A 14,574-nucleotide genomic window follows, 5' to 3' on the forward strand; every position below is an offset into this window, starting at 1 on the left:
GCGTCACAGACTGAGGGCACACGCATCTCGGCATCCCCTCGAATCACCAAAGCTCGGGTTCCCGGGTTGTGAAATCAGCCCCCTTCCGATAGGTTCCGCGCGCAATTCACCCCCTGCTCATCCCCCAAATCACCTGATGCTTGGCCGCCCCAAATTCGTACTTGCCTCCGGTTCGCCGCGGCGCCTGTCGCTGCTCAACCAGGCCGGCATCGAGCCGGACGCGCTCCGGCCGGCCGACGTCGACGAGACGCCGAAGCGGGGCGAGCTGCCGCGCGCCTGTGCCAATCGGCTCGCAAGGGCCAAGGCGGACGCGGCGCTCAAATCGGTGCAGCTGGATGACGAGCTGCGCGGCGCCTTCATCCTCTCCGCCGATACGGTGGTGGCGGTCGGCCGCCGCATCCTGCCCAAGGCCAATCTGGTGGACGAGGCGGCGCAGTGCCTGCGCCTGCTGTCGGGTCGCAATCACCGCGTCTACACCGCGATCACCCTGGTGACGCCACGCGAGGCCTTCCGCCAGCGGCTGGTCGAGACCCGCGTCCGCTTCAAGCGCCTCTCGGAAGACGACATCCAGGCCTATATCGGCTCCGGCGAATGGCGCGGCAAGGCCGGCGGCTACGCCGTGCAGGGCATCGCCGGCTCCTTCGTGGTGAAGATGGTGGGGTCCTACACCAACGTCGTCGGCCTGCCGCTCTATGAGACGACCACGCTGCTCGGCGGCGAGGGCTTTCCGATCCGCTTCGGCTGGCTCAACGCCACCGCGGTGTGAGCCGACCAGCCCCCGCCCAACAAAATCGCGAAAACAACCCCATGCACAGTAGAATGGCCTGAGGGGGCGCACGCGCCGCCGGTACGAGGAACCTGTTTGCCGACAGGCTCTTGAACCCCTTCACCCCGTGCAAACCGCCGACATCATGGACGACCACGTCAAAAAGCCCGCCAGCCCGCTCAAAACCTGCCCGATCTGCGGCAAGCCGCAGTCCGAGGCCACCCGTCCGTTCTGCTCCTCGCGCTGTCGCGACGTCGACCTGAACCGCTGGCTGAAAGGCTCCTACGTCATCCCCGGCCGGGACGATGACGTAGACGACGTCGAATAAGTAGTAATATCAATCATTTGGTGGATCGTGCGAGTCGCCGCGCCCCAGCCGCGGCCAGCCCGGCGCAGCTTGTGCACAGCCGGGCCGCGCCCGGCGAAGCCTCTTGGCGAAGCCGGGTGGACAGGCCGCTTCCGGCCCACTATAAACCGCCCGCTCGATGGGCTTTGGCCCCTCTCTTGGAGCACGCCCAGGTAGCTCAGTTGGTAGAGCATGCGACTGAAAATCGCAGTGTCGGTGGTTCGATTCCGCCCCTGGGCACCAAATCTACGCTTTTCCACGCTGGAGCACGATCTTGTGCGATTGCGCCTCGCCAAATGATCGGCGCGAAGCGCGCTCGCGTATTTCTCTTCCTAGGGATCGCTAAGTCTACGTACGTCAAATCCAGCGTTCACGACCACGCTTCCGCACGCCTTTCCACGCCGGCCTCCGCGATCGACACTATCTCCGCCGACCAGCTCGAAACGGCATCGTACAGGCGCCTTCAAAGCAGCGACGCGTGGAAGAGGCATTTGGAAAACCCGGCTCGCGGCGGTGTCTGGAATCAAGGCATCTAAGTCGTTCGGCAGGCTTGGCCGACCGCCTAGGCTCCCGCCACAAAGGCCGCGCGATCCCGCGCGGCTTCCGCAGGAGCCCAACAATGAAGCAACTCAAGGATATTGCCATCGAAGCTCATGGGGGCCTCGATCGGTGGCGGCAGTTCGAGCAGGTGTCGGCGGATCTCGTGCAGGGCGGCGTCCTGTGGTCCTTGAAGGGACAGGCTGTCACCCTCGAGCGGACCAACGTCACCGTGGGTCTGAAGAGGGAGTGGGCGTCGCACGTCCGTTCGGCGCTGACAATCGGCGCTTGCGCTTTGAGCCGAGCCGGGTGGCTCTGGAAGCTGACAACGGAACGGTGCTCGAGGAGCTGCTTGAACCGCGGGCGAGCTTTGCTGGCCACGAGTTGCAAACCCCGTGGACTGAACTGCAACTCGCCTACTTCGCCGGCTGCGCGATGTGGACCTATCTGAACATGCCGTTCCTGCTTGCCTGGCCGAGAGTTGAAACCGAGGAACTGGAGCCCTGGCCGACCGACAGCGGAGACTGGCGCCGCCTTGCGGTGCGATTTCCGGCAGAGATTGCGACCCTGGACGAGTGAGGGAGGGGACAGACGCGTGATCTTCAGCAGCAGGCAATCGAGGCCCATGGCGGCCTCGTTGGCGTCGACATCACAGACTATCGCTTCGAGTGAGGTCGGCCGTCGGGACTCAGGCCTGGACGAGGTCTCCCAGCAAATTGGCTGCCACCGTCAGCTTGGCGAGCGTCAAGCCGCTGGCCGCGATCTCCTCGACCAAGCGGCGAACGCGCATCGCCTCAGGATGAGCCGCAAGCCAGTCGCCGGTGGCCTGCTGGCCGGATTCGCCGTTTGCCAGCATGTTGGCGACCAGTGCTCTTTCCGCGGCCGCGATCTGGCCAACGGCACGATCGATGGCGAGACGTTCGTAATTATCGTTGGCCGGCACGCTGCGCGCGGCGGCGATGATCCGATCGAGTCTGAATTCGGCCTCGGCGGCGAAGAAGGTCGTGGCGGCGTCACCGATGGCCCGGTTGGTGCGCTCCGCGACGGTGACGATATCCGGTGCGGAGAGGAGCGCATCGAGATCGGCGAGTTCTGCGGCAAGGCCCGCCGGGACACCGGCATCGATCAGATCCTGCCGCCGCCTGGTGCGCCCAGCCTGCGAATCCTGCGGCAGGGTCTTGTCGAGCCCGGCGGCGATCTCTTGGATTCCGGGGCCGAAGCGTGCGATCACGGCGTCCAGACCGGCCTTGAAATCAGCATTGCGCACATACCAGACCATGCGTGAGAGCAGGAGATCCTGGATCGCCGCGTAGAGGCCGAGTTGCAATTGCCCGTCGATGCGGGTGTCGAGTGCATCGATCCCGGCATTGAGCCGCTTGAGGCCGTAGGATTCGTCTACTGCCACGAAGGCCATGACGATGGTGGCGATATCGGCGTCGGTCTCGTCGGTCAGGCGCACGACACAGGCCGGGCCGCCCCGGTTGATCACGGCATTGGCGAGACTGGTGGCGATGATCTCCCGCCGGAGCCGATGCAATTGTACCGCTGTCGGGAATTGCTCCTGCACCTGGCGCGGAAAATATTGGGATAGTTCGCGGGCGAGATAGGGATCGTCAGGTACGCCAGTTGCAAGCAGGTCGTCGTACAGCGTCAGCTTGGCGTAAGCGAGCAACACGGCAAGCTCGGGCCGCGTCAGGAGCTGGCTGCGTCTCGTACGCTCAGTGATCGCCGCATCGTCGGGCAAGAACTCCACGGCGCGGCTGAGCAGGCCGCGCTGCTCTAGCGACTGCATCAGTCGGGTAAGGAAGCCGATCTCGGCCACCCCTTTCCGTTCGGCCAGCGAAAGCGCCAGCGTCTGAAGATAATTGTTGCGCAGCACCAGCGCGCCGACCTCCTCGGTCATCGCGGCGAGCAGGCTGTTGCGGTCGCCTGGACTGAGGCGCCCCTCGCGCTCGGGGCGCGCCAGCGCGATCTTGATATTGACCTCGACGTCGGACGTGTTCACGCCGGCCGAATTGTCGATGGCGTCGGTGTTGAGCTTCACGCCCTTCTGTGCCGCCTCGATACGGCCGCGCTGGGTGACGCCGAGATTGGCGCCTTCGCCGATCACCCGGGCGCGGACATCGGCGCCTGTGATGCGGATCGGATCGTTGGCGCGATCGCCGGCCTGATCATCGCTTTCCGAGGACGAGCGGATATACGTGCCGATGCCGCCAAACCACAGGAGGTCCACGCGGGCCTTGAGGATCGCTGTCATCACCTCGAAAGGCGTGGCCTGCGGCTTGTCGAGATCAAGCAGTGTGCGCACTTCCGGCGCAAGCGGGATCGCCTTGAGCGAGCGCGAGAACACGCCGCCGCCTTGCGAGATCAGGGACTTGTCGTAGTCCTGCCAGCTCGATCGCGACAGGCTGAACAGGCGCTTGCGTTCGGCGAGGCTGACCACCGGATCAGGCGAGGGATCGATGAAGATGTCGCGGTGATCGAACGCCGCGACGAGCTTCGTCGCCGGCGAGAGCAGCATGCCGTTGCCGAAGACATCGCCCGACATATCGCCTACGCCGGCAACCGTGAACGGCTTGGTCTGGATGTCGGTGCCAAGCTCGCGGAAGTGACGCTTGACCGCCTCCCAGGCGCCTCGCGCCGTGATCCCCATCTTCTTGTGGTCATAGCCCTGACTGCCGCCGGAGGCGAAGGCATCGGCGAGCCAATGGTGCTTCTCGGCCGAGATCGCATTAGCGATATCGGAGAAGGTGGCGGTGCCCTTGTCGGCGGCGACGACCAGGTAGGGGTCGTCGCCGTCATGCCGCACAGTCGAGTCGGGCGGCACGATGGTGTCGCCGTCGAGATTGTCGGTGAGTTCGAGCAGCGTGCGAACGAAGATACGATAGGCTTCGGTGCCTTCCGCCATGAAGTGGTCGCGACTCGAGGGTGACGGCAGGCGCTTGGGCACGAAGCCGCCCTTCGCGCCGACCGGCACGATCACGGCATTCTTCACCTGTTGTGCCTTCACGAGGCCCAGGATCTCGGTACGGAAATCCTGCGGCCGGTCGGACCAGCGCAGACCGCCGCGCGCGACCTTGCCAAAGCGCAGATGAATGCCCTCGACGCGGGGCGAGTAGACGAAAATCTCGTACAGTGGTCGCGGTGCCGGCAGGGCCTCGATCTTGCGGGCGTCGAACTTGAAGGAGATCACCGGATGCGGATGTCCATCCTGACCGACCTGCCACAAATTGGTGCGGATGGTTGCCTGCACGAGATTGGTGAAGCGGCGTAGGATGCGATCTTCATCGAGCGAGGCGACGGATTTGAGCTGCTCCTCGATCTCGGCGACGAGAGCCACCTCGCGCGCCGAGCGCTCCGCAATCGTGAGTCCAAGGCGCGGATCGAGGCGGCCCTGGAACAGGGCGACGACGTTGGCGGTAATCGCGGCGTTCCTGCGCAGGGTCTCCCACATATAGTCCTGGGTGAACGGAGCGCGGATCTGATGGAGGTAGCGCGACAGCGCGCGGATCGTCGATACTTCCCGCCAACTCAGGGCTGTGCGCAGGATCAGTGCGTTGAACCCGTCGGATTCGGCGCGATCGTGGACCACCGCCATGATCGAGGCTTCCAGACGGTGGTTGAATTCACGGCTGATTGCGATCGGCTTGCCGTCGCTGGTCTCGATTGTCATATCGTGCAGCCATACCGGCGCCTGCCTGGTGCGCGGCACGATCTGATAGGTGCGTTCGTTGACCACGTTCAAGCCGTGATTTTCAATCACCGGCACGCGATAGGATAGCGACAGCGGTGCGGCATCCGAGAAGACCTTCAGGCCGAATCGTCTGGGATCGTCGTCCCCCGCGAGGCGGTAAACCGAAATCGTCACCGGTCGGGCTGAGGTGAGCTTTTCGATGGTGGTGATGTCGGCGATCGCCTGTTCGGCGCTGAATATCTCGGTGTAGCCGCCGGAAAAGGCCTGGGCATAGCGGCTTGCGAGCATGCGCGCCCGCATGCCGTCGGCAGACGCTGCGAGCGCGACCTTCAACTTGTCGGCCCAGGTCTCGGCAATGGCGCTGATCCCGGCTTCGAGTGTCTCGCGCTCGACGACCGGGGTCTTACCTTCATATCGCCCGATGATGTAGTGGACGCGCGCCAGTGATCCTTCGGGGAAGGACACGTAGGAGGCCGACAGGGTCCCCTTGTAGACCTGCGAGAGGAAGGCGCCGACGCGCGTGCGCACGTCGGTATCGTATTTGTCGCGCGGAATGAAGCAGAGGATGGAGACGAAGCGATCGAACTTGTCCACGCGTGCCAGCGCCCGGACCCGCGGGCGCTCATAGAGGATCAGGATCTCCATGACGAAATTGTAGAGCGTGTCGACGTCGATCTGGAACAGATCGTCGCGCGGATAATCTTCGAGAATATGCGTCAGCGCCTTGCCCGAATGGCTGTTCGGGTCGAAGCCGGCGCGCTGTAGCACCTGCGCCACCTTGTGGCGGGCGTAAGGGATTTGCTTGACCGATCGGGTATAGGCGCCGGACGTGAACAGACCGACGAGGCGCAATTCTCCTTCGAGCCGGCCGTCGGGGCTATAGAGCTTGATGCCCACATAATCCATCCGGATGCGGCGATGAACGCGGCTGGACACGTTGGCCTTGATCACGATGAGAAGGCTCGGCTCCCGCATGAACTCGCGAATTTCCGACGTCATCACCACCATTTCGCGACCGCGGCGCAGGACCTTCACCTCGGGATCGCGCAGGATGCCGAGGCCCTCGCCGGTCGTGATGTCATCCGACGCATCGCCGTCGGGGGAGAAGCGATATTCGCGCACGCCCAGGAAGGTGAAATTGTCCAGGCATAGCCAATGCAGGAACTGGCTGGCTTCGGCGATCTCGTCGATCGGCAGCGGCGGCGGATTGGTGGAGAAGATCTTGATCGCCTCCTCGATGCGGGCGCGCATGGGCTTCCAGTCGGTGACGCAGGCACGCGCGTCGTTCAACGTCATGGTCAACCCATCGACCAGCTTTTGGCGGTCGGCGTCGACGTCCATGCGGGCGATGTGGAGATGGATGAGGCTTTCGCGCGTGCCCCTTGCTCCCGCCGGCAGGGTTTCGCCATGGAAGCGCATCAGCTTGCCTTGCTCGTCGCGCTCCACGGCGATGATCGGATGGGCGACCAGGGCGACCTCGATGCCCTGCTCGGCTAGCTCGGCCAAAGTGGAGTCGAACAGGAAGGGCATGTTGTCGTTGAGAATTTCGAGCACGGAGATCTCGCGGCCATCCGGCATCGTCGGATTGACGATGCGGATATCGGCGTGCCCCGCCGTGCGCCGCTGTACATGTTCCCAGGCCTGCTCGGCCAGGAAGGCCAGCGAAGCGGCGTCGTGGTTGGCGAGATCCTCGCTATTGGTGTGGCCGAACAGGAGTTCGGCAAAAGTCCGAGGCGCGTTGCCTAGCTGCACGTTGGCCGCAGCATTGCGAATCAGGGTCGACCGGGCCTTGTCGTCACGCCACGCTTCCATAACGTCCTCCATCTCTCGCATCGTCCGATCGCAACCGCGATCATCAGTTTGCTTCTGGAGTTCATCGCTTCGAGCGCCGTTATCTTGACCGAGATCGGCGCCGCGAATTCTGCCCTCGGCACCTGATCTTACCACTCCGGCGGCCAAGGCGCGCGGAACCGCGGCAAAAAGGCCTACGACACCGGCCGGGTCGCAGATGTCACGAGAAATCATAAGTGTATTCAATGACATACGAGTTCTCAGTTTTGTTCGGAGTGGCGCGCCATCCCTCTCAGTTTCGGACGCCCCCTAGCTTCGCCGCATGCGTTCGCTGTACGCGTAGGGCCACAGCTGATATGCTTTTCGCCATTGGGTGAACGGCAGCTCGCCAGCCGACTTTTTTGCGAGGCCGGCCTTCTGATCGGATTTCGATCCCGCTCGCGGCTCTACGTTTCGCTTCGACATAACGCTGAACAAATTCGTCTCCGGCTGCCGCGTCCCCGCTCACATTGGGAGATATGCCATGGCTGCATCGGACTGGCGTCTCGAAGGCGAATGGATGAAGAACTGCAGCTGCGCGTTTGGCTGCCCGTGCGATTTCAACGCACGGCCGACCCAAGGCTATTGCAAGGGATTGGTCGCCATGCGGGTCACCAAGGGACATTTCGAAGGGACCAGGCTCGATGGTCTCTGCTTTGCGATCACGGTCGATTTCCCTGGGCCGCTTCATGAGGGCAACGGGACGATCCAGCCCATCATCGACGAACGCGCCACGGCGGAGCAGCGTCAGGCGTTGTTCGATATCTTTTCCGGCAAGCATTCGGCCGAAGGCACACTTTTCCAGATCGTCAGCATGATCGTGACCAAGATCCACGATCCGGTGTTTGCCCCGTTCGAGTTCTCCTTCGACAAAGAAGGACGCGTCGCAAAACTCGTCGCCAGGGGCGTGCTCGAGACCGATGTCGAGCCGATCAAGAATCCGGTGACCGGTGATCCGCACCGCATCCAGGTGGTCATGCCCGAGGGGTTCGAACATCGGGCGGCAGAGGTCGCATCCGCCAACATCCGCTCGACCGGCGCGATCCCGTTCGAGACCCAGGGTACGCATAGTTCGCTCGCCAATGTCGTACAGACGCCCGAGGGCGTAGCGGCATGATGCGGCGCTGACACCGAGACAAAACCTCGGTGTCAGCTCCTCATCGCTATGGACAGGTCGATGCAGGGGCGCTCGATACTGGAACACCTGCTCCACCGCGACCGGCTGATCGTCGCGATCGGGACCGCCGCAGTGGTGGCGCTCGCCTGGGCCTATCTCGCCGCGGGCGCCGGCATGGACACCGAGATGATGGCCGACATGCCGGACATGGCGCCGATGCCGTGGACGCCGTTCTATGGCGTGCTGCTGTTCGTGATGTGGTGGGTGATGATGGTCGCGATGATGGCGCCGAGCGCGGTGCCCACCGTTCTCTTGTATGCGACCGTCAAGCGCAAGCAGGAGACTGCTTCCCGCGCCGCAATCGATACCTGGATCTTTCTCGCCGGCTATCTCGTGACGTGGGCGGGGTTCAGTCTCGCCGCGGTCCTGGTGCAAGGAGCGTTCGAACGCTTCGGATTGCTGTCGATGGCGATGGCAAGCACCAGCGCGATTCTGGGCGGCGGCGTTCTGATTGCAGCAGGGGTTTATCAGTTCACGCCCCTCAAACAGGCGTGCCTACGCTACTGCGAGAGCCCGCTGTTGTTTCTCAGCCGGCATTGGCGGCCCGGCACGCGCGGCGCATTGCGAATGGGACTTCGCCACGGCAGCTACTGCGTCGGCTGCTGCTGGTTTCTGATGGTATTGCTGTTCGTCGGCGGCGTGATGAACCTGGCCTGGATCATCGGCATCGCGCTCTATGTCGCCGGCGAGAAGCTGCTGTCGTTCGGCCGAAGATTGAGCTATGCGGCAGGCGGGGTCCTCATCCTGTCCGGCGCGATTGTTCTTGCGCGCGCAATCTGAAAAGCCGGCCCAAAGGCGGCTGAAAATGTGCGGCTTTCGACATGGCCGTGTATCTGATTGCTCAAGGCCAGCCGACCTCCGTGATGATACGGATGTTTTAAGCTGAAGAATTGAGCTTTACCCAAATACAAACTTAAGGCTGTTTCAGCTACCTTTGCGCTATGAACAGCACCCGCGCGCCGCTTTCGGCCGCGGGTGTCCCTGTGCAGTCGAGGCGGAGACAAGGCGATGCCAATACTGCGGGCGAGCGCAGTTCTGCCCTGGCGGCCGAAGCGGGGGTGCGCGTCGTGATTCCCGCTGGTGCAGTCCGCAAAGCCGGAAGAACGATCCTGCGGAATGGTCCGCTGCAGATCGCATTGTTCTTTCTGCCCCTGGTCTGGATCGGCTATTTCGCAATCACCGCGTCGGAGCGGATGGATGCGGTCGAGCAGGCGCGGTCGCACGGCGACAGCGTCGCCGAACTGTTCGAGGAAAACACCGAACGCATCTTCGAGCGCGTCGATCAGTCATTGCTGGTGGTACGAGCGCTCTACGCCCAGGATCCGCTCGCCTTCAGCTTGAAGTCATGGTCGGACAAGGCCCGCATTGCGACCGGCGACGTGGTTCAGCTCGCATTGATCGGATCGAACGGATACATGATCGAGACGACCGCGGGCTATTCCGGCCCGCCGCTTTATCTTGGCGATCGCGAGCACTTCATCAATGCCATGGCGCAAGCCGACGATCGCCTCTACGTCGCCAAGCCGGTGCTGGGAAGGGCCTCGAACAAATGGACGATCCAGCTCGCAAGAAAGTTGTTCGACCTCGCAGGGAATTCGGCCGGGGTGGTCGTCGGCTCGATCAGCGTCGACGTGGTCGGCAGGTTCTACGACACGGCAAAGCTCGGCGTCGGAGGAACGCTGGTGCTCAGAAATGCCAATTACATCGTGCTCGCCGCCCGGGGGGTGGACCAGGGCTCCGTGCTGGGACAACGCACACCCAGCCGCGTCGAGGGCGAGCTCGGTGACGGCTTCTATGTGCAATATTGGAACGAGAACCGACCGAACCGCAGCGACCGGCTGATCACGGCACGCAGGTCGCGCGCGTTTCCGCTCATCTTCACCGTCGGCATTTCGGAGCAGGAGATTTATTCGCGCTCCGCCGTCCGGCAGAAGGTCTATCTCGGCGGCGCGCTGCTGCTTACGTTCATTATCCTAGCCGCGACGACATTCCATTGGCGACGGCAGCAGGCGCTGGATCGCGCCCACCGCGAGCGGCGCGATTTTGCCAGCAAGTTCGAGGATGCGCTCCGGAACCTTCCCCAGGGCTTGAGCATGTTCGATGGCCGTGACCGCCTGATCGCATTCAACCCGCAATGGCTCGAACTCTATGGCCTCCTGCCGGAAGACATTCGGATCGGCATGCATTTCCGGGATATATTCGCAAAACAGACCGCCGTGCTCGACGTCGAGACCTATCTCGTCGATTTGAAGAACCGGCTCGCCCGGTCGGAGCAGATCTCGAACACCGTGCAGTTTCCCGATGGACGGGTCGTCTACATCTCCTACGGCCGGCGCGAGGGTGGCGGCTGGGTCGCTACTCATGAGGACATCACCGAGCGCAAGGCGTCGGCGGACCGCATCGAGCGGCTGGCGCATTACGACAGCCTGACCGGCCTTGCCAACCGCAACCTGTTCAAGGAGCGCATCGACGAGGCGCTGGCCAGCTCGCGCCGGCTGGAGCCTGGGTTCGCCGTACTCCTGCTCGATCTCGACAAGTTCAAGTCCGTCAATGATGCGCTCGGCCATCAATGCGGCGACGCGCTGCTGAAGCAGGTTGCCGACCGGATCAAGGCGCAGATTCGTGATGCCGATACGGCGGCGCGAATTGGCGGCGACGAGTTTGCCGTGATCGTGGCCGCGATGCGCGACGGCGCTGCAAGCCTGGCCGAGCGGCTGGTCCAGGCCATTGCCGAGCCCTATCACATCGATGGCCATCCCGTCGTGATCGGCTGTAGCATTGGCCTTGCGCTCGTGCCCGAGCACGGCACGCGGGTCGATGAGATCCTTCGCAACGCCGATCTTGCGCTCTACAGGTCGAAGAATGCCGGCCGAAGCTGCTTCCACCTCTATTCAGCGGAGCTCAAAGCGGAAGCGGATCAGCGCAACGTGCTCGAGATCGAGCTGCGCGAAGCGATCTGGCGCGAGGAGCTGGAGGTGTTTTATCAGCCCGTGATCGAGCTCGGCACCGGCCGGGTAAAATCGGTCGAAGCCCTGGCGCGCTGGCATCACGGCACCAGGGGCTACATTCCTCCGGCTGAGTTCATTGCGGTTGCAGAGGCGGGGGGCTTGATCGTCGAGCTCGGCAATCAGGTGCTTGCCCGGGCCTGTCGCGATGCGATGAGCATGCCGGCCGACGTCAAGGTCGCTGTCAATCTCTCTGCCCTGCAATTTGCCGGCACCAATCTCGTCGACACCGTGACGTTTGCGTTGGCGCAGAGCGGCCTTCCGCAAACCCGGCTCGAGCTCGAGATCACCGAGAGCGTATTTCTCGCCGACACCGAGGAGAACCTCAAGACGCTCCAGCGCCTCAAGGCGCTCGGCGTCTCCATTGCCCTCGACGATTTCGGTGTCGGATATTCGTCTTTGTCCTATTTGACGGCCTTTCCTTTCGACAAGGTCAAGATCGACAAATCGTTCATCGACAGGATCGATCGCTGCGAGACCGTCGCCGTGCTGAAGTCCATCGTGCAGCTCGCGAAGACGTTGAAGCTCTCGATCGTCGCCGAGGGGGTCGAGTCCTTCGAGCAGGTCAAACGGCTCCAGTCACTCGGCATCCCGCTCGGCCAGGGATTTCACTTCAGCAAGCCCGTGCCGCTCGCCGGCCTCTCGTGGCAAGCCCCCCCGGCGCGACGGAAACGGCGGGCGGCGTGAGCTGAATGCCTCCGGCGTTTGTCATCATCGCCCGCCGCCCAAGAGCAGGAAAGCTGAGCAGGTGAAGCCTCCCTATCAATAGCTTGGAAGGAGGCAAGATCTGGTGGTCCTTTGGCACGTTCAGCTTCCGCTGAGAGCCGAAGGAGCGCACCGCGCGGAGCCAATTCCCGAGCCTAATCGCACCCGCCGATCCTGGCACTCCACTTGCTCAGTCTTGACCAAAGCCGGGCCCGGCAGGGAGGCCCGTTTCAGGTTGAGGCATGCGATGCAAGAAATGTCCCGTTCTGGTACTGCCGGCGAACTCCGGCTCGATGCGTTGATCGCCGATTTGTGGTGGCGCGTTCGGCTGTTGAATACCGACATTCTCGAAGAGGAAGCCAAAGCCGGCGTGTTCGACGTGCTTCAGCCGACATATCCGCTGCTAGCCCTCAACCTTCGAGCGCGGCGCGACAATCTGGTCTCGACGATCGGCGTGCTCGAGGAGCGTGCGAAATCGGTGTCTGAGGCGGCTTGAGGGCGATCTCCGGTGACACCGGAAACGTCAGCGAGCGTCGCGAAGATCGCGTCGCGCGTCTGTCCTTCGCAGAGGAGCTCGACGGAAAAGCCGCCATGCGCTTCGTGCTGCGGATGACGCGTGATCGCCAGCATCCCGATCGTCGCCGCGTGATCGCCGACACATATCATTCCAGCAGGTCGATCTAGCTTGGCGTCAGGTGGCTCGCAGTGATCCACCGGGAAGAGGACAAGACTTATGCGCAATACCATCCTTGTGGCTTTCGCAGCGATCACCTTGGCAAGCGCGGTGACGCCCGCGAGCGCGCGGACGATCGTCCGCGATCATCGCGACCCGCCGATCGTACGCGACCATCGCAATCAGACCATCGTCAGGGACCACCGCACGCAGCCCGAGGTCCGCGATCATCGCCACTAAACGTCCCGGCGGCGGAGCCGAACCGAACGGGTTCGGCTTCGTCGTCTTGTCGAAAAGCCCGACAATCGTCCCGCGCACAACGCCGGTGTCCATTCGCGATTGTGAGGCCTGAGCACGCGCCAGGTTCCCGCCGCCGTGCTATGGCTGTCCCCGCAACTTGCCGCGAGGACACCATGCTTCCGATTCCCGCCGACATCTTCACCGAGCCCGAGGACGTCTCGCCCGACGGCCTTGCCAATCTCGGCCCGCTTCGCCGTCTCGCAGGGCATTGGCAGGCGGACAAGGGCATCGACATCAATCCGAAGACGGAGGGGCCGGAGCGGCGGACCTTCATCGAGCGCATCCGCATGGACCCGATCGATCCGCAGGCCAACGGGCCGCAGTTGCTATACGGGCTGCGCTATCACATCCACATCAACACGCCCGAAGAAGACATCACCTTCCACGACCAGGTCGGCTATTGGCTGTGGGAGCCCGCGACCGGGCTGATCATGCAGACGCTGGCGATTCCGCGCGGCCAGGTGCTGCTGGCCTCGGGCAAGGCCGGACCGGACGACAAGACGATCTCGGTCACCGCAAAGCGCGGCGACACCGCCTACGGGATCTGCTCGACCGACTTCCTGGAACAGGCTTTCCGCACCGACTCCTACCGCTGCGACATCACCTTCAACGACGACGGCAGCTGGACTTATCTGATTCAGACCGAGTTGTTCGTGCGCGGCGCACCGTTCGACCATCGCGACACCAACACGCTGCAGCTCGTCGCGCCGCCGAAGCTCAATCCACTCGCGGTGATCGTGAACGATCGCGCCAAGAGCGATGAGAATCGCGATGAGAAGAGCGATGGGCCGGCGGCCTCGGCCTGAGCGATACTCGGAGACTTTGCATGAAGCCCTACGTCATCTGTCTGATGCACTCCAGCCTCGACGGCCGCACGCATCCCAGCCGCTGGCGCCCGAAAGGGGCGGGCACGGACTGGTTCGAGAAGATCCATGACGAGCTCGGCGGCGATGCCTGGGTGATCGGCCGCGTTACCGGGTCGGAGTTCGCCAAGGGCCAGCCCTATCCCGCGACGATGAATGCGAAGCTGCCGCGCGAAAACTGGTTCGCGCGGCGGGACGCCAAGACCTATGGAATCGTGCTCGATGCGCAGGGCAAGATCGGCTGGGGGCGCTCGGACATCGGCGGCGATCCGATCGTCGTCGTGCTGACCGAGAGCGTGCCGGATTCGCATCTCGCGGGCCTGCGCGGCGAGGGCGTATCCTACATCTTCGCCGGCAAGTCCGAGCTCGATCTGGCGCTGGCGCTAGACATTCTCAGCCGCGAGTTAGGGGTGAAGCGGCTGCTGGTGGAAGGCGGCGGCGTCGCCAATGGCGCGTTCCTGCGTGCCGGTCTGATCGACGAGTTCAACCTGATTCTCAGCCCCGCGATCGATGGCGCAGAGGGCGCGCCCTTCGTGTTCTCTTCGACCGAGGCAGACAGCGACAAGCGCGCGCCGATCACCGCGATGACGCTGGAGAGTACGCGCCAGCTCGGCGGCGGCGTCCTGTTGCTGCGCTATCTGATCAAGAACGATCCGCAAGCCGCGAGCCGGTAGCGCG

12 protein-coding genes and 1 tRNA gene are annotated in these 14,574 nt (G+C 63.4%); 12 read left to right on the forward strand and 1 reads right to left on the reverse strand.

The window, feature by feature from the left end; genetic code table 11:
• Positions 1-136 precede the first annotated feature (136 nt).
• The 4 genes from RAD04_RS20345 (at position 137) to RAD04_RS20360 (ending at position 2,228) form a co-directional block, all read left to right on the forward strand.
• On the forward strand, positions 137-766 hold the full coding sequence (locus RAD04_RS20345; protein ID WP_007597557.1) for a Maf-like protein: 630 nt from the start codon (positions 137-139) through the stop codon (positions 764-766).
• A gap of 145 nt (positions 767-911) precedes the next feature.
• Positions 912-1,094: a DNA gyrase inhibitor YacG gene (gene yacG, locus RAD04_RS20350; RefSeq protein WP_026202520.1), complete on the forward strand. Its 183-nt coding sequence runs from the start codon at positions 912-914 to the stop codon at positions 1,092-1,094.
• Between the two features lie 185 nt (positions 1,095-1,279).
• Positions 1,280-1,355, forward strand: a tRNA-Phe gene (locus RAD04_RS20355).
• Positions 1,356-1,898: 543 nt separating this feature from the next.
• Positions 1,899-2,228, forward strand: a complete 330-nt coding sequence (locus tag RAD04_RS20360) for a hypothetical protein (protein WP_461625178.1) — start codon at positions 1,899-1,901, stop codon at positions 2,226-2,228.
• 109 nt (positions 2,229-2,337) lie between these two features.
• Here the strand turns inward: RAD04_RS20360 and RAD04_RS20365 are convergent, their stop codons facing one another.
• Positions 2,338-7,167 (reverse strand): NAD-glutamate dehydrogenase, encoded by a 4,830-nt coding sequence (locus RAD04_RS20365; protein WP_461625179.1) that lies wholly within the window; start codon positions 7,165-7,167, stop codon positions 2,338-2,340.
• Between the two features lie 490 nt (positions 7,168-7,657).
• Between RAD04_RS20365 and RAD04_RS20370 the strand changes: the two genes are divergently transcribed.
• From RAD04_RS20370 to RAD04_RS20405, 8 genes are all read left to right on the forward strand, one after another.
• On the forward strand, positions 7,658-8,290 hold the full coding sequence (locus RAD04_RS20370; RefSeq protein WP_461625180.1) for a DUF1326 domain-containing protein: 633 nt from the start codon (positions 7,658-7,660) through the stop codon (positions 8,288-8,290).
• 60 nt (positions 8,291-8,350) lie between these two features.
• Positions 8,351-9,130 (forward strand): DUF2182 domain-containing protein, encoded by a 780-nt coding sequence (locus RAD04_RS20375; RefSeq protein ID WP_461625181.1) that lies wholly within the window; start codon positions 8,351-8,353, stop codon positions 9,128-9,130.
• Between the two features lie 356 nt (positions 9,131-9,486).
• Positions 9,487-12,042, forward strand: coding sequence for a bifunctional diguanylate cyclase/phosphodiesterase (locus RAD04_RS20380; protein ID WP_461625182.1), 2,556 nt, complete (start codon positions 9,487-9,489; stop codon positions 12,040-12,042).
• Between the two features lie 265 nt (positions 12,043-12,307).
• A complete protein-coding gene (locus tag RAD04_RS20385) occupies positions 12,308-12,556 on the forward strand; it encodes a hypothetical protein (RefSeq protein ID WP_028140731.1) in 249 nt (82 codons plus the stop codon).
• On the forward strand, positions 12,553-12,744 hold the full coding sequence (locus RAD04_RS20390; protein ID WP_461625183.1) for a hypothetical protein: 192 nt from the start codon (positions 12,553-12,555) through the stop codon (positions 12,742-12,744). Before RAD04_RS20385 ends, RAD04_RS20390 begins: the two co-directional genes overlap by 4 nt.
• A 49-nt stretch (positions 12,745-12,793) precedes the next feature.
• Positions 12,794-12,973, forward strand: coding sequence for a hypothetical protein (locus RAD04_RS20395; RefSeq protein WP_461615949.1), 180 nt, complete (start codon positions 12,794-12,796; stop codon positions 12,971-12,973).
• A gap of 173 nt (positions 12,974-13,146) precedes the next feature.
• Positions 13,147-13,839: an FABP family protein gene (locus RAD04_RS20400; RefSeq protein WP_461625184.1), complete on the forward strand. Its 693-nt coding sequence runs from the start codon at positions 13,147-13,149 to the stop codon at positions 13,837-13,839.
• 20 nt (positions 13,840-13,859) lie between these two features.
• The gene (locus RAD04_RS20405; protein ID WP_461625185.1) at positions 13,860-14,570 is read left to right on the forward strand and encodes a dihydrofolate reductase family protein; all 711 of its coding nucleotides are present in this window, start codon (positions 13,860-13,862) and stop codon (positions 14,568-14,570) included.
• The last annotated feature ends 4 nt before the right edge of the window (positions 14,571-14,574 follow it).

The organism is Bradyrhizobium sp. 25ACV, from assembly GCF_054863005.1.